Source organism: Rhodococcus sp. GA1 (genome assembly GCF_024321955.1).
Lineage (GTDB): Bacteria > Actinomycetota > Actinomycetes > Mycobacteriales > Mycobacteriaceae > Rhodococcus > Rhodococcus pyridinivorans.
In genome coordinates this window covers 4,660,824-4,681,766 of record NZ_CP097186.1, presented here as the reverse complement: position 1 = coordinate 4,681,766, position 20,943 = coordinate 4,660,824, and the positions used below count along the sequence as shown (strand labels likewise).

Sequence of the window (20,943 nt, the reverse complement as noted above, 5' to 3'; positions counted from 1 at the left end):
TTGCCCAGTCTCGCATCACCACGTCACCGAGGCACCTTCGCGGTCCCTACGAGGCCTCGCGCATCGTCAGCCCCGACAGCGCGACGACATACTCGCCCGCCTGTTCGTCGAAGTCGACGGTGTACACCGTCGGGTAGTAGCCGGTCCGCCGGTAGGACGACACGGAGTCGAGGGCACGGTCGGCGGTGTCGAGTGCGAACTCCCATTCCCCGTTCTCGGCATGCCGACGGGCAGTCTCGGCGTCGTCGAGGAAGCGGGCCAGGTCGACCGACTCGGCCGGGATATCGAGGACGTAGCCGGGCGGCTGGCGCACGATCGGGGAGGCCGCACCGCTCTCCCCTCTCAGCACCCTGCGCAGATTGGAGATGTACGCCTGGATGCTCGCCATCGCACTGGCAGGCGCCTCGTCCTGCCACAGGGCATCGATCAGCCGGTCGGTGGAGATCACCCGCCCCCGGTTGAGCAGCAGGACGGCGAGGACCGCTCGCTGCTTGCGCGGCCCGAGATCGACCTGTGACTCCGACGGGGGCACCGCCGGATCGGCCGTCGACGCGACCCGGACCACCTCCAGCGGTCCGAGCAGTCGGTACATCATGTGGTGAGCCCCCTCGACCCCGGCCGAACTACGCGATCGTTGCAGTGTAAGGACCGTTTTCGCCGGGTGCGCGGCGACTTCTCATCCCGTCACGGCCGGGAGTTCGACCGTGTCGCTCTCGGCGTCCCCGAACACCGGTGCGGTCTGCGGCCGGGGACGCAGGCAGACTGCACACACCACGGTTCCGAGAGCCGCAACGAACGCCGCCGCCACGAGCGCCCCCTGCAGGCCCGACACGAAGTCCTGCGGTGATCCGCCGGGCAACAGCGACTCGGCCGGCAGGAACATCCCGAGCACCGCGACGCCGACGGCGATGCCGGTCTGACGGAAAGCGTCGTTGATACCGGCCGCGAGACCGGAATGCGCCGCGGTGCTCTCCCCGAGGACGATCCCGCTCATCGCCGGGTTGAACGCGCCGGCGGCCGCGCAGGCCACGACGAGTCCCGGCAGCAGTACGTACTTCGAACTGTCCGCCTCGGCGACCGTCATCATGAGCAACCCGACGGCGACGAGCGCCAGTGAGCACGACAACGAGACCCACGCAGGGACGACACGATCGTGTTTCGCCGTCGCACCGGCGACGACGAACATGGCGACGGTCGCGGGCAGGTACGGGGCAGCATCGGTTCGGCGGTGCGCATCTCGTGCGCGACGAAGGCGACGAGGGCACCGACAGCGAGCACGAAGGCGATGACGGCCTGCGCATCGGACCACCCGATCTCGTGGCCACGCAGCACGGCGAACACGAACGCCGCCAGCCCCACCGCGGCCAGGAGCTGCCCCGGCACGTCGGCGGCGCGCGGACGGAGATCTCGCGATTCGGACACCCAGCGCAGGGTCAGGAGCAGGGTCACGAGACCGATCGGCACGTTGACGAAGAAGATCGCGCGCCAGTCCAGCAGTTCGGTGAGCAGACCTCCGACGAGCGGACCGACCGCGAAGGCGCCGCCGATGGTCGCGCCGTAGGCGGTCAGGGCCGACGCCCGCGCCCGCCCTCGGTCGAAGACGTCGGCGAGGAGGGCGAGCGAGCAGGCGAACAGGACCGCCCCACCGATGCCTTGCACTGCCCGGGCGAGATCGAGGACCCGGATCGTCGGTGCGAGGGCGCACAGGAGCGAGGCGCCCGTGAACCAGACGAGGCCGACGACGAACACTCGGCGGCCGCGACGATCGGCCCACGACCCGGCGCCGAGGACGGCTGTGGCCAGGGCGAGGGTGTAGGCGTCGATCACCCACTGCAGTGAACTGACGCCCGCGTCGAGGTCGACGGCGATCGACGGCAGTGCGGTGTTGACGACGGCGATGTCGAGCATGAGCATCGCCGTCGTCACGCACACCACCAGCAGCGTGATCCGTTTCGTCGCGGTACTTCTCGCGGGGGTCGGTGTGGTCATCGAGAATCCTTCCGTGTCGAGGTGTGTGGACCTCGGACACGGTGCGCCGCGTCGCTTGGGACGAACCGGGTGTACTTCTTGGACGGCCGAGAGAACCGTCGACGTCTCCCCTCGGAGGGGCGCCGGGGATCACACATCGATCACGGCGGGGTCACGAGGCGGTCGCAACGCCGCTCGGAAACTGGACACACCCCCTTCTACCTGGGGTAAATGCGGAGAATTCGACCGACTGTCCGATATCGTCGTTGCGAAGCATCCGTCCCGGCTCGTCCGGAGCATTCGAGAAGGCAGGCCATGCGATCCTCCACCTCAACCACAGGTCGGCATCGCCTCGGCATGGAAAACGGTGTTCACTGCATCCTCATCCCCGAGGTCGCTGCCGCCCTCGCCGAGCACCGGCGGAACTGGTTCACCGCGCTGCTGACGAACGCGCGCCACAGCCACGCCGCGATGCGCAAGCGAGCGACGGCCCTACCCGCGCAGTGGGCCACTCCCGCCGTGGGATGAGCTCGCCGTGAGTTGAGCACCTGCTATCGACGACACACGAAGACCGGCCCCCTCCGATTCGGAGGGGGCCGGTCCCGTTGTGGCCCGGGAGCCCTTGTGCCACAGCAACAATGACCCCCGGAACGCGGACGACCCCGCACCGAACAGTGCGGGGTCGTCCGTCGAAGCGCTGTATCAGGCGTTACCCGACAGCTTCTCGCGCAGAGCGGCGAGCTGGGCGTCGCTCGCGAGCGATCCACCGGTGGTCTCCGGAGCCGCCTCGGCACCCGACTCGGAGGAGTAGTTGCTACCGGACACGCCGGCCGCAGCCTCGGCGGCCTCGTCGGCAGCCATCTTCTCGATCTGAGCGGTGTGCATCTTGTGGCGACGCTCGGCCTCCGCGTAGCGGGACTCCCACTCCTCACGCTGCTTCTCGTAGCCCTCGAGCCATTCGTTGGTCTCGGGATCGAAGCCCTCGGGGAAGATGTAGTTGCCCTGCTCGTCGTAGCTGTCGGCCATGCCGTACTTCGACGGGTCGAACTCGGCCGTGTAGTCCTCGTTCGCCTGCTTCAGCGACAGCGAGATACGACGACGCTCGAGGTCGATGTCGATGACCTTGACCATCGCGTCGTCGCCGACAGCGACGACCTGGTCCGGGACCTCGACGTGGCGCTCGGCCAGCTCGGAAATGTGGACGAGGCCCTCGATGCCCTCCTCGACGCGGACGAACGCGCCGAACGGAACGAGCTTGGTGACCTTACCCGGCACGATCTGACCGATCGCGTGGGTGCGGGCGAACTGACGCCACGGATCTTCCTGCGTCGCCTTGAGCGACAGGGAGACGCGCTCGCGGTCGAGATCGACGTCGAGAACCTCGACGGTGACCTCGGTGCCGACCTCGACGACCTCGGACGGGTGATCGATGTGCTTCCAGGACAGCTCGGAGACGTGCACGAGGCCGTCGACACCGCCGAGATCGACGAAGGCGCCGAAATTGACGATGGAGGACACGACGCCCTTGCGGACCTGGCCCTTCTGGAGCTGGTGCAGGAACTCGCTGCGAACCTCGGACTGGGTCTGCTCGAGCCATGCGCGGCGCGACAGGACCACGTTGTTGCGGTTCTTGTCGAGCTCGATGATCTTGGCCTCGATCTCCTTGCCGACGTAAGGCTGGAGGTCGCGGACGCGTCGCATCTCGACGAGCGACGCGGGCAGGAAGCCACGCAGGCCGATGTCGAGGATCAGGCCGCCCTTGACGACCTCGATGACGGTGCCCTTGACGGCCTCGTCCTTCTCCTTGAGCTCCTCGATCGTGCCCCAGGCGCGCTCGTACTGAGCACGCTTCTTGGACAGGATCAGACGGCCTTCCTTGTCCTCCTTGGTGAGAACAAGAGCCTCGACCTCATCGCCCACCGACACGACCTCGTTGGGGTCGACATCGTGCTTGATGGAGAGCTCGCGGGACGGGATGACGCCTTCGGTCTTGTAACCGATGTCGAGCAGCACCTCGTCGCGGTCGACCTTGACGATGGTGCCCTCGACGATGTCGCCATCGTTGAAGTACTTGATCGTGGCGTCGATGGCGGCGAGGAAATCCTCGGCGGAGCCGATGTCGTTGACGGCTACCTGCGGCGAGGTGACGGTGGTGGAGGCCATGTGTTGAGTTGCTCCGGACGGGTTGATAGTCGGTTGGTCAAATTCGGTCGGGCACGTGAAACACCCACTGCGATACGGCGATGTGCGAGTCACGGCGAGTTCCTCGTTCGAGCCTGGGGCCGAACTGCGGACACTCGCGATCACCAGGCTACGCGCTTCGAGGGGACCCGGGCAAACCGATATCGGGACCGCTCCCCCGCACCCGATAGGCTCACACCCATGCCGGGCTCCGCGAACCCCCCTTTTCCAGACCTTTCGGGCGTCCCGGAGGGAACCGACGACGAGGCCGCGCGGCACGCGGACGCCGAGACGATCCTCGGCGAGACCCGACCCACCCGGACCCGCCTCGGCTCCCTCGAGAGCGAACGCGCGAACCGGGTCTGGTGGGACGCCGACACCGACGACTACCACCGCACGCACGGCGAGTTCCTGGGCGTGGACTCGGCCGCCGGGGAGTTCGTGTGGTGCCCGGAGGGCCTGCACGAGGGCGATGTGCAGTTGCTCGGCCCGGTTGCCGGACGCGACGTCCTCGAACTCGGGTGCGGTTCGGCGCCGTGCGCCCGCTGGATCGCCGGGCAGGGTGCCCGGGCGGTCGGGCTGGACATCTCCATGGGGATGCTGCAGCGCGGACGCGCGGCGATGACCGGTTCCGGCCCGACGGTTCCGCTCGTACAGGCCGGCGCCGAGAACCTGCCGTTCGCCGACGGAAGCTTCGACATCGTGTGCTCGGCGTTCGGCGCGGTGCCCTTCGTCGCCGATTCCGCCCGGGTGATGCACGAAGTGGCGCGGGTGCTGCGACCCGGCGGACGGTGGGTGTTCTCCGTGAACCACCCGATGCGGTGGATCTTCCCCGACGATCCGGGCGAACAGGGCCTGGTCGCGATGTTCCCGTATTTCGACCGGACCCCCTACGTCGAGGTGGACGCGACGGGCCGGGCGACCTACGCCGAGCACCACCGCACCGTGGGCGACCGGGTGCGCGAACTCGTCGCCGCCGGCCTCGAGGTCTACGACATCGTCGAACCCGAGTGGCCCGAGCATCTCGACCGCGAGTGGGGACAGTGGAGCCCGCTGCGCGGTTCGATCTTCCCGGGCACCGCCATCTTCTGCAGCCGCAAACCCACCTGATCCCGACTCACAGCAGCCGGGACAGGAACTCCCGGGTCCGGCTCTCCTTCGGGTCGGCCAGCACCTGGCGGGGATCACCGGCCTCGACGACCACGCCGCTGTCCATGAACACGAGCTGATCGGCGACCTCCCGCGCGAAGCCCATCTCGTGCGTGACGACGACCATCGTCATGCCGCCGTCGGCGAGATCGCGCATCACCGCGAGCACCTCGCCGACGAGTTCGGGGTCGAGGGCCGAGGTGGGCTCGTCGAACAGCATGAGCTTGGGATCCATGGCGAGCGCGCGGGCGATCGCGACGCGCTGCTGCTGGCCGCCCGAGAGCTGCGCGGGATAGGCGTCGACCTTGTCGGCCAGCCCGACCCGCGCGAGCAGGTCCCGGGCCTTCTCCACCGCCTCGTCACGCTTGAGCTTCTTCACGAGGATCGGCGCCTCGATGATGTTCTCGAGCACGGTGCGGTGCGGGAACAGGTTGAAGTGCTGGAACACCATGCCGATGTCGCGGCGCTGCTTCGCGGCGGCCCGCGGGTGCAGTTCGTACAGTTTCGAACCCCGTTCGGCGTAACCGACGAGATCGCCGTCGACGTACAGGCGACCGGCGTCGACGCGTTCGAGGTGGTTGATGCACCGCAGGAAGGTCGACTTGCCGGATCCGGACGGACCGATCAGGCAGGTCACCTGGCCGCGCCCCACCTCGAGCGAGATGCCCTTGAGCACCTTGACGGCGCCGAAACTCTTGCAGACCCGGTCGGCCCGCACCATCGGCGTCTCGACGGACGTCATATGTGTTCCTCCCCCGGTGCGCCGGGCTTCGGCGTCGGCTTGCCGGCCTCGGCGACCGGTACGTTCTGTGCGTCGGCGAGTGCCTGCAGCTGACGGGCCGTGAGCTGCCGGCTCAGGCCCTTCGAGTAGTGCCGCTCGAGGTAGTACTGGCCGATCATGAGCAGGCTGGTGATCGCCAGGTACCAGGTCGCGGCGACGAGCAGCAGCGGGATCGGCTGGAAGTTCGCACCCGAGATGTCGCGGGCACGGCCGTACAGCTCGAGGCTGTAGGGCACGGCGGCGACCAGCGAGGTGGTCTTGAGCATGCTGATCAGCTCGTTGCCGGTCGGCGGGATGATGACCCGCATCGCCTGCGGCAGGACGGTGCGGCGGATGGTCTGCGACCACGACATGCCGAGCGCCGTGGACGCCTCCAGCTGCCCCTCGGGCACGGAGGTGATGCCGGCGCGCACGATCTCCGCCATGTAGGCCGCCTCGTTGAGTGCCAGGCCGATGACGGCGAACAGGAACGCCGCGTTCAGACCCTGCACGTCGATGTGGACGAACTGGTGGACGAACGGGATCCCGAGGTCGATCTGCTTGTAGATCGACGGGAACAGTCCCCACAGCACGAGTTGGACGTACACCGGGGTACCGCGGAAGACCCACAGGTACAGCCACGCGACGGAACGCAGCACGGGATTCGGGGACAGACGCATCACCGCGAGCACCACGCCGAGGACGACGGCGATGGCCATGGCGAGCACCGTCAGCTGCACGGTCTTCCACGCGGCTGCGGTGATGCGGGCGTCGAACAGGTACCGGGCGTAGATGTCCCAGCGGTAGGCCTCGTTGGTGGCCGCTCCCCAGGCGAACAACCCGAGTGCGATCAGGACGATCGCGCCGGAGATCCATCGTCCGGGATGTCGCAGGGGTACTGCGCGTATCGGCTCCGGGTCGTCCGGTCGCGGTTCCGCGGAGCTCGCGGACGTGGACTCGCTCATGGTTCCCTTTCTCAGCTCGTCGCGCCGTTGATCTGCGAGGCGGTGATCGCGCCGTCCTCCATGCCCCAGCGCGCGGTGATCTCGTCGTACGCACCGGAATCGATGAGGTACTGCACTGCCTGCTGCAGTACGGGACCGAACGGCGACCCCTTCGCGACGACGAATCCGTAGGGCGCGGCGTCGAAGACCTCACCGGCCGGTTCGAGTCGTTCCTCGCTGCGGGCGATGACGTACGCCGTGACCGGCGAGTCGGCGGACAGTGCGTCCACCCGGCCGAGGATGAGGGCATTGGCAGCCTCGTCCTGGCTGTCGTACTTGACCTTGTCGATGGGCGGCAGCCCGCGGGCGACGCATTCCTCGCTCTTCGCGGGGACCTCCTCGAGGTCCTCGATGGTGGTGGTCTGTACCGCCACCCGCAGTCCGCACGCGTTGTCGGGGTCGACGGATTCGCCGGTGCGCTGCGCCCACTGCACTCCGGCGCTGTAGTAGGTGACGAAGTCGACCGATTCCTCGCGTTCCTTCGTGTCGGTGAACGACGACGAGCCCATCTCGAAGGTGCCCGCCTGGACGGCCGGGATGATCCGGTCGAAGTCGGCTTCGTTGAGCACCGCCTCGAGTCCGAGGACGTCGCCGAGGGCGTGGACGAGTTCGACGCCGAAGCCGACGATGGTGCCGTCGTCGTCCTTGAACTCGTTGGGGGCGTACGGGACGTTCACCCCGACCTCGAGGGTGCCGCCGTCGGCGATGTCGGGCGGCAACTGCCTCGCGATGGCGTCGACCTTCTCGACGGTGACTCGGTCGCCGGGCGGCACGGTCGATTCGCTGTTCACCACGCACCCCGTCGCGAAGGCAAGCACCGCCGCTCCCGCCGCCAGCCTGCTCAGGGTCCGGACATGACGACGCCCCCACGAGGTCACGCGTCGGGTGTGCACTGCTCGATTCACAGTCGCACAGTATCCAACCAGGGAGGGGTCCGAATGCAAACCCGAAGCTCAGGCTTCGAGGCGGGCGATGACGGCGGCGGTGAACTCGTCCGTCGACGCGGTGCCACCGAGGTCGGCGGTCGCGACACCCGCCGCGACGGTCGCGCGCACTGTGTCCTCGATGGCGCGGGCGGCCGCGGAGAATTCGATGTCCGCGCGTGCACCGACACGGTCGAGAAGCATGGCGGCGGAGAGGATCAGCGCGATCGGGTTGGCGCGGCCCTGCCCGGCGATGTCGGGTGCGGCGCCGTGCGCGGCCTGGGCCATGGCCTTGGTGCGCGACGCGTTGATCGACGCCGCGGTACCGAGCGAGCCGGACAGTTCGGCGGCGAGGTCGGACAGGATGTCGCCGAACATGTTCTCCGTCACGATCACGTCGAACTCGGCGCCGCGGCGGACGAGCAGCGCGGCCATCGCGTCGACGTGCTGGTCGTCGACAGTGACGCTCGGGTAGAGACGACCCACTTCCTGGCACACGTCCCGGAACAGGCCGGTCGTGCTGGCGAGCACGTTGGCCTTGTGCACGATGGTCACGCGCTTGCGGCGACGCGACGCGAGGTCGAAGGCGGTGTGCGCGATGCGTTCACAGGCGGCGCGGGTGATCACTCCGACCGCGAGTGCGATGTCGGGTGTGGGCATGAACTCGCCGCTGCCGACGGCCATGTTCCGGTCGGCGTAGAAACCCTCGGTGTTCTCCCGGACGACGACGAGATCCATCTTCGGTGACACCGACGTCGCTCCCGGCAGTGCGCACGCCGGCCGGATGTTCGCGTACAGGTCGAAGTGCTTGCGGATCCGACCGCCCGGAGTGAGCTGACCCCGGAACTCGGGTGGGTACGAGGCGCTGTCGTGCGGGCCGAGGATCCACGCGTCGAGCTCGGCGAGGGTGTCGAGGGTGACCTGCGGCAGCGGGCTGCCGTGCGTCTCGATCGCGGAGGCACCGACGGGCAGCGGCACCCAGTCGACCGCGACCCCGGCTGCCGCGACGGCGGTGTCGACGATCCTGCGGGTCGCCGGCACGATCTCGGGACCGATGCCGTCCCCCTCGAGAAGTCCGATGCGATGGGTCTGAAGCGTTGCGGTGTCGTCGGTCACCCGGTCATCATTGCCTACCGTGGTCCAGTCGGTGGAACTCCTCCTCGACGCCCCGCTCGACACGGCGGTGCGCGACGAGTGGACCCGGCTGCTCGACGCCGGCCTGCACAGTCAGGGACGCGTCCGTTCCGAATCCAACCGTCCGCACGTGACGCTGTTCGTCGCCCATGCCCTGCCGGACGAACTCGAGGACGCGCTGCGGGCCACCATCACGGTCCGGCGGATCACCCTCCGGCTCGGTGGCGTGGTGATCTTCGGTGGCCGGTACGCGACGCTCGCCCGCACGGTCGTGCCGTCGATCGAACTGCTCGAACTCCAGGCGCGGGTGTTCGAGGTGCTCTCGGAATGCCCCGGCATCCCCGCACACATCCGGCCGGGCGAGTGGACGCCGCACGTCACCCTCGCACGGCGGGTGCCGGCCGCGCGCATCGGTACCGCGGTCCTGGCGGCGCAGACGCCGGAGCGGCAGCTGACCGGATCGAGTGCAGGAGTGCGGCGCTGGGACGGCGAGGCCAAGCGGGAGTGGCTGCTCACCTGAGCAGCGGGACGGTGCGCCGTTCAGAAACGGTAGTCGCCGAACTGCGTCACTTCCATATGGGTGTCGGGCGTGCGTCCGGTGAGGGCCAGCACGTCGAGGAGGAGAAAGACCGCCAGAAGTACGAGGACCAGCAGGATCATGCTTCGAGCCTGCCGCGCCGGGGTCCCACCCGACAGTGGCAGAGCCGTCGGAGAACATCGTTTTTCTGCCACCACGGTGTCACACTGGGTTGCGTGTCCGGAACACCTGGAACCACCGGCCGGCTCGAGAAGGTGGTCGTCCCCGTCCTCCCCTACGTCGAGACCTTCGAACTCGGCGTGGCGTGCGAGGTGTTCGGCTTCGACCGCTCCGACGACGGCCTGCCGACCTACGACTTCCACCTCGTCGCCGCGACCTCCGATCCGGTGCGCACCCGCTTCGGCTACACCATCGAGGTGCCTCACAGGCTCGATCTCCTCGACGACGCCGACCTGATTCTCCTGCCAGCGGTGAACAGCGACGGCATCGCGCTCGACGACGGGCGCCTCGAACCGTTGTTCGCGAAACTGCGGGCCGCCGTCGACCGCGGCGCGCGCGTGGCGAGCATGTGCACCGGGGCGTTCATCCTCGGTGCGGCCGGGTTGCTCGACAGGCGTCGCTGCACGACCCACTGGATGCACGCCGACCGTCTCGCCCGGACCTATCCGACGGCGCAGGTCGACCGGGACGTGCTCTACGTCGACGACCATCCGGTCCTCACCGCCGCAGGCACCGCGGCCGGCATCGACCTGTGCCTGCACATCGTCCGCTCCGCCCAGGGAGCCCAGGTCGCCAACACGATCGCCCGGCGCATGGTGGTGCCACCGCACCGCGACGGTGGGCAGGCCCAGTACGTCGCGATGCCACTGCCCGAATGCAAGGACGAGTCGCTCGCGCCGTTGCTCGACTGGATGAGCGAGCACCTCGACCGGGAACTCCCGGTGGCCGCACTGGCGCAGAAGGCGCACATGTCGGCGCGGACCTTCGCGCGGCGGTTCGTCGCCGAGGTTGGGGTCACGCCCGCGCGCTGGCTCCGCGATCAGCGGGTCCTGGCCGCGCAGCGCCTGCTCGAGGAGACCGACCTTCCGATCGACGTGGTGGCCGACCGCGTCGGTTTCGGCACCGCTGCGGTGCTGCGCCAGCATTTCCTGCGCCTGCGCCAGACCACTCCGCAGGCCTACCGACGGACCTTCCGGCGGTCCGTCGAACCGGTCGGCGTGTGACGCGTCCCTCGATCGGCACCTCCCGACGACACCCCCGGATCGGACACGTCACGTAGCGTGGCGGAAGGAACCCCGTCACGACGCGTGACGGCGGGAACGAACGGGAAGAAACAGCGGCGGCCGGATGTTGGACCCGTCGACACGCCCGACCGAAAGGATTTCCGTGGCAACCAAGGCTCTCACCCAGCAGGACTTCGACGAGGTCGTCACGAGCAATGACATCGTGCTCGTGGACTTCTGGGCCGACTGGTGCGGCCCCTGCAAGCAGTTCGCGCCCACCTTCGAGGCATCGTCGGACAAGCATCCCGACGTCGTGCACGCGAAGGTCGACACCGAGGCCGAGCAGGCCATCGCGGCGGCGGCGAACATCCGCTCGATCCCCACGATCATGGCGTTCCGCGAAGGCATCCTCGTCTACAACCAGGCCGGTGCTCTTCCGCCCGCCGCTCTCGAGGATCTCGTCTCGCAGGTCAAGAACCTCGACATGGACGATGTGCGCAAGCAGATCGCGGAGGCTCGCGCCGAGCAGAGCTGACCCACTCGTCGCGTCGACGGCGCCCGTCCCCGGTGATCCGGGGGCGGGCGCCGTCGTACGTACGGTGTGTGTACCTGCGGCCGGTGTCCCTGCGCCTCGGTGTCCCCGCGACTCAGTGCGCCGCGGCGTCCCAGCTGCGGCCGTAACCGACCGAGACCTCGAGCGGCACCGACAGCTCGATGACGGAGTCCATCTTGTCGCGCACGAGCGCCTCGACCTGTTCGCGCTCGGCCTCGACCACTTCGAGCACGAGTTCGTCGTGCACCTGCAGCAGCATCCGCGACCGCAGTCCGGCCTCGCCGAGCGCCTTCTGCACGTCGATCATCGCGACCTTGATGATGTCGGCGGCCGTGCCCTGGATGGGGGCGTTGAGCGCGGCGCGCTCGGCGATCTCCCGGCGCTGCCGGTTGTCGCTGTTGAGGTCGGGCAGGTACCGGCGGCGCCCGTAGAGGGTGGAGGTGTAGCCGACCTTGCGGGCCTCCTCGACCACGTTGTAGAGGTAGTCGCGCACGCCGCCGAAGCGGGTGAAGTAGGCCTCCATCTGCTCGCGGGCCTCGTCGGTGGAGATCTTCAGCTGCTGGGCGAGACCGTAGGCGCTCAACCCGTAGGCGAGACCGTAGGACATCGCCTTGACGCGGCGACGCAGCTCCGGGGTGACCTCCTCGAGCGGCAGCCCGAACGCCCGCGACGCCACGAAGGTGTGCAGGTCCTCGCCCGTACGGAATGCCTCGATGAGCCCCTCGTCGGCCGACAGGTGCGCCATGATGCGCATCTCGATCTGGCTGTAGTCGGCGGTGAGCAGCACGTCGAAACCGTCGCCCACCACGAACCCGTCGCGGATCCGGCGACCGGCCTCCGTCCGCACCGGGATGTTCTGCAGATTCGGCTCGGTCGACGAGAGCCGGCCCGTCGCCGCGACGGTCTGGTTGAAGGTGGTGTGGATGCGACCGTCGTCGGCGATGGACTTGATGAGCCCGTCGACGGTGGTCTTCATCTTGGTGTGCTCGCGGTGTGCGAGGAGGTGTTCGAGGAAGGGATGGCCCGTCTTGTCGAACAGGTTCTGCAGCGCGTCGGCGTCGGTGGTGTAACCGGTCTTGGTCTTCTTCGTCTTCGGCATCTCGAGCTCGTCGAACAGCACCACCTGAAGCTGCTTCGGCGAACCGAGGTTGATCTGCTTGCCGATCACCTCGTAGGCGGCGTTCGCGGCGGCGGCGACCTGGGCCGCGAACTCGGACTGCAGGTCGTGCAGGTGCGTCGAGTCGACGGCGATGCCGGTGGCTTCGAGATCGGCGAGGACCTCGAGCAGCGGCAGTTCCATTTCGGTGAGCAGACGCACCGACTCGATCTCGCCGAGTTCGGTGTCGAGGGCCGCGGCGAGGTCGACGACGGCGCGCGCCGCGAGGATCTGCGCCTCGGCCGCCTGCGCGTCGGCGGCGTCCTCGTCGTCGAGCAGCGAGAGTTGTTGCGCGCCGGTGTCTTCCACCCGCAGCTCACGCTTGAGGTAGCGCAGCGACAGGTCGTCGAGCTTGAACGAGCGCTGCCCGGGCCGCACCAGATAGGCGGCGAGCGCGGTGTCGCTGGTGATGCCGGCGAGCGTCCAGCCGCGTCCGCGCAGCGCGTGGATGGCGAACTTCGCCTCGTGCACGGCCTTCTCCACGGCGGGGTTCGCGAGCCATGCGGCGAGGGCGTTCTCGTCCTCAGGCGTGAGCGCCACCGTGCTCACATAGGCGCCCTCACCGTCGGCCCCGGCGACGGCGATCGCGGTCGCGTCGCCCCCGTAAGGAGTGCCGGTGCCCACCACGGCGAGGCCATGACGTCGACCCGCCGGGGCGTGCTCGGCGAGCCAGTCGCCGAGGGCACCCGGCTCGACGATCCCGCCGCGCACCTCGAAGCCCTCCTCGGCCTCGGGCTCGGCCGACGAGAGCGTCTCGAACAGCCGGTCGCGCAGCACCTTGAACTCGAGGTCGTCGAACAGGCGGTGGATGCGGTCGCGGTCCCACGGGGCGAGGGCGAGTTGTTCGGGGGTGCACGGCACGGCCACGTCGCGCACCATCTCGGTGAGCTGGCGGTTGAGCAACACGTTGGACAGGTTCTCGCGCAGCGCGTCGCCGGTCTTGCCGCGCACCTCGTCGACGCGGTCGACGAGTCCGCTCAGGCTTCCGTACTCGCGGATCCATTTCGCGGCGGTCTTCTCGCCTACGCCGGGGATGCCGGGCAGGTTGTCGCTCGGGTCGCCGCGCAGCGCCGCGAAGTCCGGATACTGCTGGGGGGTGAGTCCGTACTTCTCCTCCACCGCGTCGGGGGTGAAGCGCGTCAGGTCGGAGACGCCGCGCCGCGGATACAGCACCGTGATGTCGCCGTTGACGAGTTGGAGCGCGTCGCGGTCGCCGGTCACCACGAGCACCCGGAAGCCCTGGGCGTGCGCCTGCGTCGCGAGCGTGGCGATGATGTCGTCGGCCTCGTAGCCCTCGATCGCCATCACCGGGATCCCCATCGCGCCGAGGACGTCCTTGGTGAGGTCGATCTGCCCCTTGAAGTCGTCGGGTGCGGCCCTGCGCTGGGCCTTGTAGGCGGCGAACAGTTCGGCACGGAAGGTCTTGCGGCTGACGTCGAATGCCGCCGCGACGTGCGTGGGCTGCTCGTCGCGCAGCAGGTTGATGAGCATGGAGGTGAACCCGTAGACCGCGTTCGTGGTCTGCCCGCTGTGGGTCTTGAAGTTCTCGGCGGGCAGCGCGTAGAACGCGCGGAACGCGAGGGAATGGCCGTCGAGGAGCAGCAGGGTCGGGCGGTCGTCGGTGGCCGCGGTGGACGTCGCGGAAGTGGATGCACGGGTCACGCGTGCCAGTCTAGGGACCGAGGACGACAGCGTCGGCCACACCGCCCGACCAGCACCTCTCCGGTATGTGCGAACACTCGTTGTCCGAAGAAACGAGACCGAAACGTCCGGGTGATCCAATTTTTCCCGTGGACGTGCGATCCAGCCGCTAGAGTCCCCTGTCACGACACCGTAGTCCGGCGTCATCGAGGTTGACGATGATGCCCCGGGCGCAGTGCCGCGCTCGATGACAGCGCACCCACCGGGAGGACCTGCGTGGCCCCTACCTCGGGATGTCGGCGACGACCGACCTCGACCCTCCACCGATCGGTCCGCGCCGCACTCGTCACGCTCGCGAGTGTCCTGTTCGTCCTCGTCGGCGCCGGCCTCTCCTCCGCCCAGGATCCGCCGGACCCACCCTCACCGCCCGCGAACACGGCACCGGCCGCACCCGACGAGGAATCCGCGGAGGGGGTGACCGTCCGCGGAACGCTCAACAATGCCGGCGAACGACTCGACGGTGTCGTCGTCCGTGCGACCACCGAGAGCGGCGAGGTGGTCACCGAGACGGAGTCCGCCGACGGTGGGCGCTGGGAACTCACCGTTCCGCCGGGCACGTACGTCTTCGAGGTCGACACCGAGAGCCTGCCCGACGACGTCACCGTCCAGACCTCGGTGACCCGCGATGTCGCTCCGGGACGGGCGAACACGGTGATTTTCTCGTTCGGGGAGGCGCGTAGCGGTTCGACGGTCGCGTGGGGCGAGACGCTGGTGCGCACGATCGTCGACGGTCTGCGTTTCGGTTTGGTCATCGCGATCGCCGGAGTGGGCCTGAGTCTGATCTTCGGCACGACCGGCCTGACGAACTTCGCCCACGGCGAGCTGGTCACCCTCGGGGCGGTCGCGGCGTGGATCTTCAATGTCACCCTCGGTGTCCAGCTGATACCGGCCACGATCCTGGCGGTGATCGTCGGCGTCATCATCGGCCTGCTCAACAACGCACTCATCTGGGCTCCGCTCCGGCGCCGCCACACGGGCCTGATCGCCCAGCTGGTGGTGTCGATCGGCCTCGCGATCTCGTTGCGCTATCTCATCCTGGCCTTCTACTCCGACCGCACCCAGCCGTTCGACGACTACCAGGCACAGCAGCAACTGGTGTGGGGGCCGATCGCGATCACCCCGGTCAACCTCGCGTGCATCGTGATCAGCCTGGTGGTGCTCGTCGGGGTCGCCCTGCTGCTGCAGCGCACCCGGATCGGCAAGGCGATGCGCGCGGTGGCCGACAACCGCGACCTCGCGGCATCGTCGGGGATCGACGTCGAACACGTCATCCGCTTCGTGTGGGGTCTCGGTGGCGGGCTCGCCGCGCTCGGCGGGGTGCTGTTCGGCCTGTCGGAACTCGGCGGGCGCGTGCAGTGGGAGATGGGCTTCAAGCTGCTCCTGCTGATGTTCGCCGGCATCATCCTCGGCGGCCTCGGCACCGCCTACGGTGCACTGGTCGGCTGCGTCGTGGTGGGACTGCTGGTCCAGTTGTCCACCCTCGTGATCAACCCGGACCTGAAGTACATCGGCGGTCTGCTCGTACTCATCGTCATCCTGGTCATCCGCCCCCAGGGCATCCTCGGCAGTCGGACAAGGATCGGTTGACCCATGGATATCGTGTCGGTACTCCAGGTTTCCTTCGCCCAGCTCATCGGCCCGTCGGCGATCTTCTACGCACTGCTCGCGATCGGCCTGAACCTGCACTACGGCTATGCAGGGCTGCTGAACTTCGGGCAGATCGGTTTCGCCCTCCTGGGCGGTTACGGCGTGGGCATCATGACCGTCACCTACGACCAGCCGTTGTGGGTGGGCATCCTCGTCGGTCTCGCACTGGCAGGTCTGCTCGCGCTCGTACTCGGCATCCCCACCCTGCGGTTGCGGGCCGACTATCTCGCCATCGCGACGATCGCCGCGGCGGAGATCCTGCGGCTGATGTTCCGCTCGACCGCGTCCGACTCGGTGACCGGATCGACCCGCGGCCTGTGGGGTTTCGCCGACCCGTTCACGTCCCTGAGCCCGTTCGATTCGAGTCGCCAGTACAACCTGCTCGGTATGCGGTTCTACGGCGACGACCTGTGGGCGATGGTCGTCGGCTGGACCCTCGTGCTGTTGCTGTGCGGGCTGGTCTACCTCCTCTCCCACAGTCCGTGGGGGCGGGTCCTCGAGGCGGTGCGTGAGGACGAGGACGCTGCCCGCGCGCTCGGCAAGAACGTCTTCGCCTACAAGATGCAGGCCCTGGTACTCGGCGGCATGATCGGCGGTCTCGGCGGCGTCTTCAACGCTCTGCAGACCAAGTCGATCAACCCCGACTTCTACTCGACCGCGCAGACCTTCTTCGCGTTCGGCGCGCTGATCCTCGGGGGTGCGGGAACGGTCTTCGGACCGGTGCTCGGCGCCATGGTGTTCTGGTTCCTGCTCACCCTCCCGGATGCCTTCCTGCGTCAGGCGATCGCCGGACCCGACCCGCTGCTCCCGCTCACCGAACAGCAGGTCGGCGCAATGCGGTACGTGCTGCTCGGCATCCTCATCGCAGTGATGATGGTCTTCAGGCCACAAGGCATCCTGGGAAGCAAGCGGAAGGTGCAACTCGATGCCTGACACGATCCGACCCGACCCGACACCACCGCGCACGGTCCTCGGCGCGGACGAACGCGCCGCACTGTTCGCCGGCGTCGACCGCGCCCCCGGCGCCGCCAAACCCGACCCGATCCTCGTCGTCGACGATCTGTGCCGCACATTCGGAGGCCTCAAGGCCGTGGACGTGGCCCACCTCGAGATCCAGCGCTCGTGCATCACCGGCCTGATCGGCCCGAACGGCGCCGGCAAGACCACCCTGTTCAATCTCCTCACGGGCTTCGACCGGCCCGACACCGGAACCTGGGCGATGAACGGCGACGCGCTCGGCCGGCTCCATCCCCATCAGGTGGCGCGGCGCGGGATCGTACGCACCTTCCAGCTCACCAAGGCGCTGTCGAAGATGACGGTCCTCGACAACGTCCGCCTCGGCGCCCGGCACCAGACCGGCGAGCGCATGGCCGGTGCACTGCTGCCGTGGACGTGGCACCGCCAGGAACGCGAGATCACCGCGCGCGCATACGAACTGCTCGACCGTTTCGGTCTGGCCGCGAAGGCCGACGACTTCGCCGGTTCACTGTCCGGCGGTCAACGCAAACTGCTCGAGATGGCCCGTGCGCTGATGACCGAACCGACCGTCGTCATGCTCGACGAGCCGATGGCCGGCGTCAATCCGGCGCTCACGCAGAATCTGCTGGGACACATCAAGACCCTGCGCGACGACGGGACGACCGTGGTATTCGTCGAGCACGACATGGACGTCATCCGCGACATCTCCGACTGGGTCGTGGTGATGGCGCAGGGTTCGGTGATCGCGGAGGCACCGCCGGACGCCCTGTCGTCCGATCCGGCCGTGGTCGACGCCTATCTCGGCAGTCACCACGACCAGGCACTCGAATTCGACGACGAGGGCAATCCCGTGGGCGCGACCGCCGAACTCGCCGACGCCCTCGCTGACGCGGAAGCGCAGACCCTCGAGGCCGGAGGCGACCTGTCCGATCCCGATTCGGCGTCGACCGACGCGACGGCCACGACCCTGGAGAAGCCGTGAGCGACAACATCACTCCTGCACTCACCGGGACGACGCCAGCGGAACGTGCCGCGACCCCGGAGGAACATGCCCGCCTGGCGACCGGAGCTCTCCTGCGCGCCGACGATCTCGTGGCCGGTTACTTCCCCGGGGTCGACATTCTGCGCGGTTGCAACTTCTACCTGCGCGACGGTGAGATCGTGGGCATCATCGGCCCGAACGGAGCCGGCAAGTCGACCCTGCTCAAGGCGTTGTTCGGCCTCATCCCCATCCGCAGCGGCACCGTCACGCTCGGCGGGGACGAGATCACCTCGGCGCCCGCACACATTCTGGTGCGCAAGGGGATCGGCTACGTGCCGCAGACGCAGAACGTGTTTCCCTCACTGACCATCGAAGAGAACCTCGAGATGGGGATCTATCTGCGTCCGAAGGACTTCGAGAAACAGTTCGAGCGGGTGGCGTCGTTGTTCCCGTTGCTGTCCGAGCGCCGGAAGGTCAAGGCGGGAGCGCTCTCCGGTGGTGAGCGGCAGATGGTCGCGATGGGCCGCGCGCTGATGATGGAGCCGTCGGTGCTGCTCCTCGACGAGCCGTCGGCGGGACTGTCACCGATGTTCCAGGACGAGGTCTTCATCCGCTGCAAGAAGATCAACGCGGCGGGGGTGTCGATCATCATGGTCGAGCAGAACGCGCGTCGCTGCCTGCAGATCTGCGATCGCGGATACGTTCTCGACCAGGGCCGCAACGCGTACACCGACACCGGCAGCAATCTCATGCACGACCCGAAGGTCGTCGAACTGTATCTCGGCACTCTCGCCGGCAGCCGGGAGAAGCGGAAGGGGTGACCGCCTACCGGCGATCACCCCTTCGCTCACGACCGGCGGGTCACTCACCCACCACGATGTAGTCCTCGGTGGTCAGGGTGTTGTCGGGACCGAACACGAGTCGGCCGTACGAGCCCACGCCGGGTTCGCCCGCATCCACGAAGGTGAGTTCGCCGGTGGCACCGTCGTAGTCGATGTCCTGATCCGCACGGAGCAGGTCGAGGCACTGCTGGTAGCTGGTGCACTTCTCCCCGTCGCGGGTCACCGAGTTGATGTTCGCGGCGATGTCCACCCCGGCGGTCGACCCTGCCTGTTCCGCGGCCAGCGCCGAGACGATCACGGCGTCGTAGGACTCTCCGGCATAGTTGAAGTCGATCAGACCCGGATCGACGCCGAGCAGTCGCTGCTGGAACTCCTCGCCGGTGTCGGTCAGCGGCGTGGTGCCGGCCATGCCGTCGAGCAGTCCTTCGGCGACGTTCTCGCCCAGCGCGTTCCCCATGTTGCCGTCGACACCGAAGACCGCCATGCCGTCGGACGGGCCGATGCCCACCTCGTGCATGCGAGTGATGATCTTCGCCGACTCCTCGAAGCCGATGAGTGCCACAGCATCCGGTGCGAAGTTGGCCACCTGGTCGACCTCCGCGTTGAACGACTGCGCGTTGGGATCGTAGATGATCTTCTGGATCTGGTCCTCCGGGATACCGGCGTCGACGAGATTGGTCACGGTGTTCTCGGCGAGGCCGGTGCCGTACGGATCGTTCAGCGCCAGGATCGACACGCGCTGCGCCCCGTCCTCGGCGATCAGCTGCGCGAGCGCCTGCGCCTGGAGCACGTCGGTCGGGGCGGTGCGGAAGTACAACCCGCGGTCGGCGTAGCAGACGAACTGGTCGGAGGTGTTCGCCGGCGAGAACTGCACCACGCCGGCACTGACGATCTTGTCGATCACCTTGAGCGAGACCGACGACGAGGCGGCGCCGACGATCACCTGGGTGCCGTTGGCGAGATGCCGATCGACGGTGGTGTTCGCGGTGTCGGTCGTCGTGTCCCCGGAATCGCCCGGGAACAGTTCGACCGGCTGGTCGAGAACACCGCCCGCGGCGTTGATGTCGTCGACGGCGAGCCGGACGGCAGCGACCTCGGGCGGTCCGAGGAAGGCGAGACTGCCGGTCTCGGGGAGAATCGTGCCGATCTTCAGCGGTCCCGTGGCGGGAGTCGCCCCTGCTGTGGCCTGCTGTGGTTCGCAGTCGGTCTCGACGGTCGTCGCGGCCGCCGACCCCTCGTCACCGGCCGACGTACCGGATGCCGAATCGTCGCTGTCCGAACCACACCCGGTGAGGGCGAGCGTCGCAGCACCGAGTACCGCTACGGCGCGGACCAGAGTCCGTCTTGCCATTCAACTCTCCTTCGAACGCCTGACACCGCATCCGGCGGATTCCGGATGTGGTCGAAACATAGCGGTCGGAAGCACCCCGCGAACCCGGCCGAAATCCTTGTGATACGACCGTTATCTGCGGGGCGGAGATTTGATGTGGCGGTAACGCGTCGGGCGCCGTGAGCACTCGAAACCGGTTCGCGCGGCTAGCCGGCGGTGTCGCTTCCGAGGGTCTCGAGGACGACCACCGCGACCTGCTTCATGGTGGTGCGGCGGTCCATCGCGGCGCGCTGGATCCAGCGGAACGCCTCCGGTTCGGTCATCGCATGCTTCTCCATGAGCAGTCCCTTGGCCCGGTCGACGAGCTTGCGGGTCTCGAATCGCTCGTTGAGCCCTTGCACCTCGCGCTCGAGCTCGCGCAGCTCGGAGAAGCGGCTGACGGCCACCTCGATGGCGGGCACGAGATCGCTCTTCGAGAACGGCTTGACGAGATACGCCATGGCGCCAGCGTCGCGGGCGCGTTCGACGAGTTCGCGCTGACTGAAGGCTGTGAGAATGACCACAGGGGCGATGCGCCGCTGTGCGATCTCCGAGGCGGCGTCGATGCCGTCGCGGCGCGGCATCTTGACGTCCATGATCACCAGGTCGGGCCGGAGTTCCTCGGCGAGTTCGACGGCACGCTGTCCGTCGCCGGCCTCACCGACCACCTCGTAGCCCTCCTCGCGCAGCATTTCGACGAGATCGAGCCTGATCAGGGCCTCGTCTTCCGCTACGACGACCCGACGAGGAGTTGGTGTGCTGTCGTGCGGCGCGGAGGTCATGGTCGGGCCTTCCCCTCGGTACTGGCGGTCCCCGGTGCAGGGTGGAACGTAAG

Annotated in this window: 19 protein-coding genes and 1 pseudogene; 9 read left to right on the top strand and 11 right to left on the bottom strand. The window is 68.1% G+C overall.

Annotation, left to right across the window (positions count from 1 at the left end):
- Positions 1 to 160: 160 nt before the first annotated feature.
- The 3 genes and pseudogenes from M3330_RS21885 to M3330_RS21875 all read right to left on the bottom strand — a co-directional run.
- Positions 161 to 595, bottom strand: a pseudogene (locus M3330_RS21885) (winged helix-turn-helix domain-containing protein); the annotation flags it as partial.
- A gap of 81 nt (positions 596 to 676) precedes the next feature.
- Positions 677 to 1,126, bottom strand: coding sequence for a hypothetical protein (locus M3330_RS21880; RefSeq protein ID WP_255026339.1), 450 nt, complete (start codon positions 1,124 to 1,126; stop codon positions 677 to 679).
- Positions 1,084 to 1,989, bottom strand: a complete 906-nt coding sequence (locus tag M3330_RS21875; RefSeq protein ID WP_255026337.1) for an MFS transporter — start codon at positions 1,987 to 1,989, stop codon at positions 1,084 to 1,086. The genes M3330_RS21880 and M3330_RS21875 overlap by 43 nt, the downstream gene beginning before the upstream one ends.
- A gap of 294 nt (positions 1,990 to 2,283) precedes the next feature.
- Here M3330_RS21875 and M3330_RS21870 point away from each other — a divergent pair, with 294 nt between their 5' ends.
- Complete coding sequence (locus M3330_RS21870; RefSeq protein WP_016934979.1) at positions 2,284 to 2,496, top strand: hypothetical protein; 213 nt, start codon at positions 2,284 to 2,286, stop codon at positions 2,494 to 2,496.
- A 174-nt stretch (positions 2,497 to 2,670) separates the two neighbouring features.
- On the opposite strand, the gene rpsA is transcribed toward M3330_RS21870, so the two are convergent.
- On the bottom strand, positions 2,671 to 4,131 hold the full coding sequence (gene rpsA / locus M3330_RS21865; RefSeq protein WP_006554003.1) for a 30S ribosomal protein S1: 1,461 nt from the start codon (positions 4,129 to 4,131) through the stop codon (positions 2,671 to 2,673).
- Between the two features lie 219 nt (positions 4,132 to 4,350).
- On the opposite strand from rpsA, the gene M3330_RS21860 reads away from it, so the two are divergent.
- A complete protein-coding gene (locus M3330_RS21860; RefSeq protein ID WP_112320049.1) occupies positions 4,351 to 5,259 on the top strand; it encodes a class I SAM-dependent methyltransferase in 909 nt (302 codons plus the stop codon).
- A 7-nt stretch (positions 5,260 to 5,266) separates the two neighbouring features.
- Here M3330_RS21860 and M3330_RS21855 read toward each other — a convergent pair whose 3' ends face one another.
- From M3330_RS21855 to M3330_RS21840, 4 genes are all read right to left on the bottom strand, one after another.
- Positions 5,267 to 6,040: an amino acid ABC transporter ATP-binding protein gene (locus tag M3330_RS21855; RefSeq protein WP_019289663.1), complete on the bottom strand. Its 774-nt coding sequence runs from the start codon at positions 6,038 to 6,040 to the stop codon at positions 5,267 to 5,269.
- Entirely contained in the window at positions 6,037 to 7,023 is a 987-nt protein-coding gene (locus tag M3330_RS21850; protein ID WP_019289664.1) for an amino acid ABC transporter permease, read from the bottom strand. The genes M3330_RS21855 and M3330_RS21850 overlap by 4 nt, the downstream gene beginning before the upstream one ends.
- Positions 7,024 to 7,034: 11 nt before the next feature.
- Positions 7,035 to 7,907, bottom strand: a complete 873-nt coding sequence (locus M3330_RS21845) for an ABC transporter substrate-binding protein (RefSeq protein WP_170318567.1) — start codon at positions 7,905 to 7,907, stop codon at positions 7,035 to 7,037.
- Positions 7,908 to 8,015: 108 nt separating this feature from the next.
- Positions 8,016 to 9,101, bottom strand: coding sequence for an isocitrate/isopropylmalate dehydrogenase family protein (locus M3330_RS21840; RefSeq protein WP_255026330.1), 1,086 nt, complete (start codon positions 9,099 to 9,101; stop codon positions 8,016 to 8,018).
- Positions 9,102 to 9,120: 19 nt separating this feature from the next.
- Between M3330_RS21840 and M3330_RS21835 the strand changes: the two genes are divergently transcribed.
- The 3 genes from M3330_RS21835 (at position 9,121) to trxA (ending at position 11,415) form a co-directional block, all read left to right on the top strand.
- Positions 9,121 to 9,639: a 2'-5' RNA ligase family protein gene (locus tag M3330_RS21835; RefSeq protein WP_033097659.1), complete on the top strand. Its 519-nt coding sequence runs from the start codon at positions 9,121 to 9,123 to the stop codon at positions 9,637 to 9,639.
- Positions 9,640 to 9,872: 233 nt separating this feature from the next.
- Positions 9,873 to 10,880 carry a GlxA family transcriptional regulator gene (locus tag M3330_RS21830; RefSeq protein ID WP_170318564.1) on the top strand — a complete coding sequence of 336 codons (1,008 nt, stop codon included), beginning with the start codon at positions 9,873 to 9,875 and terminating at the stop codon, positions 10,878 to 10,880.
- A 163-nt stretch (positions 10,881 to 11,043) separates the two neighbouring features.
- On the top strand, positions 11,044 to 11,415 hold the full coding sequence (trxA, locus tag M3330_RS21825) for a thioredoxin (RefSeq protein WP_006554011.1): 372 nt from the start codon (positions 11,044 to 11,046) through the stop codon (positions 11,413 to 11,415).
- Between the two features lie 112 nt (positions 11,416 to 11,527).
- Here trxA and polA read toward each other — a convergent pair whose 3' ends face one another.
- Positions 11,528 to 14,251, bottom strand: a complete 2,724-nt coding sequence (gene polA, locus M3330_RS21820; protein WP_255026326.1) for a DNA polymerase I — start codon at positions 14,249 to 14,251, stop codon at positions 11,528 to 11,530.
- 255 nt (positions 14,252 to 14,506) lie between these two features.
- On the opposite strand from polA, the gene M3330_RS21815 reads away from it, so the two are divergent.
- The 4 genes from M3330_RS21815 to M3330_RS21800 are packed head-to-tail and all read left to right on the top strand — an operon-like array spanning position 14,507 to position 18,718.
- Entirely contained in the window at positions 14,507 to 15,877 is a 1,371-nt protein-coding gene (locus M3330_RS21815; RefSeq protein WP_019289672.1) for a branched-chain amino acid ABC transporter permease, read from the top strand.
- 3 nt (positions 15,878 to 15,880) lie between these two features.
- Complete coding sequence (locus M3330_RS21810; RefSeq protein ID WP_006554014.1) at positions 15,881 to 16,870, top strand: branched-chain amino acid ABC transporter permease; 990 nt, start codon at positions 15,881 to 15,883, stop codon at positions 16,868 to 16,870.
- Positions 16,863 to 17,897 carry an ABC transporter ATP-binding protein gene (locus tag M3330_RS21805; protein WP_255026322.1) on the top strand — a complete coding sequence of 345 codons (1,035 nt, stop codon included), beginning with the start codon at positions 16,863 to 16,865 and terminating at the stop codon, positions 17,895 to 17,897. The genes M3330_RS21810 and M3330_RS21805 overlap by 8 nt, the downstream gene beginning before the upstream one ends.
- The gene (locus tag M3330_RS21800; RefSeq protein WP_006554016.1) at positions 17,894 to 18,718 is read left to right on the top strand and encodes an ABC transporter ATP-binding protein; all 825 of its coding nucleotides are present in this window, start codon (positions 17,894 to 17,896) and stop codon (positions 18,716 to 18,718) included. Before M3330_RS21805 ends, M3330_RS21800 begins: the two co-directional genes overlap by 4 nt.
- A gap of 40 nt (positions 18,719 to 18,758) precedes the next feature.
- Here M3330_RS21800 and M3330_RS21795 read toward each other — a convergent pair whose 3' ends face one another.
- Both M3330_RS21795 and M3330_RS21790 read right to left on the bottom strand, forming a co-directional pair.
- Entirely contained in the window at positions 18,759 to 20,090 is a 1,332-nt protein-coding gene (locus M3330_RS21795; protein ID WP_019289674.1) for an ABC transporter substrate-binding protein, read from the bottom strand.
- 185 nt (positions 20,091 to 20,275) lie between these two features.
- Positions 20,276 to 20,890, bottom strand: a complete 615-nt coding sequence (locus M3330_RS21790) for an ANTAR domain-containing response regulator (RefSeq protein ID WP_006554018.1) — start codon at positions 20,888 to 20,890, stop codon at positions 20,276 to 20,278.
- Positions 20,891 to 20,943 lie beyond the last annotated feature (53 nt).

Bases quoted from the DNA above. Each gene is read 5' to 3' on its own strand.
- M3330_RS21875 (WP_255026337.1), bottom strand. From the start codon at position 1,989: ATGACCACACCGACCCCCGCGAGAAGTACCGCGACGAAACGGATCACG.
- M3330_RS21870 (WP_016934979.1), top strand. From the start codon at position 2,284: ATGCGATCCTCCACCTCAACCACAGGTCGGCATCGCCTCGGCATGGAA.
- rpsA (WP_006554003.1), bottom strand. From the start codon at position 4,131: ATGGCCTCCACCACCGTCACCTCGCCGCAGGTAGCCGTCAACGACATC.
- M3330_RS21860 (WP_112320049.1), top strand. From the start codon at position 4,351: ATGCCGGGCTCCGCGAACCCCCCTTTTCCAGACCTTTCGGGCGTCCCG.
- M3330_RS21855 (WP_019289663.1), bottom strand. From the start codon at position 6,040: ATGACGTCCGTCGAGACGCCGATGGTGCGGGCCGACCGGGTCTGCAAG.
- M3330_RS21850 (WP_019289664.1), bottom strand. From the start codon at position 7,023: ATGAGCGAGTCCACGTCCGCGAGCTCCGCGGAACCGCGACCGGACGAC.
- M3330_RS21810 (WP_006554014.1), top strand. From the start codon at position 15,881: ATGGATATCGTGTCGGTACTCCAGGTTTCCTTCGCCCAGCTCATCGGC.
- M3330_RS21805 (WP_255026322.1), top strand. From the start codon at position 16,863: ATGCCTGACACGATCCGACCCGACCCGACACCACCGCGCACGGTCCTC.
- M3330_RS21795 (WP_019289674.1), bottom strand. From the start codon at position 20,090: ATGGCAAGACGGACTCTGGTCCGCGCCGTAGCGGTACTCGGTGCTGCG.
- M3330_RS21790 (WP_006554018.1), bottom strand. From the start codon at position 20,890: ATGACCTCCGCGCCGCACGACAGCACACCAACTCCTCGTCGGGTCGTC.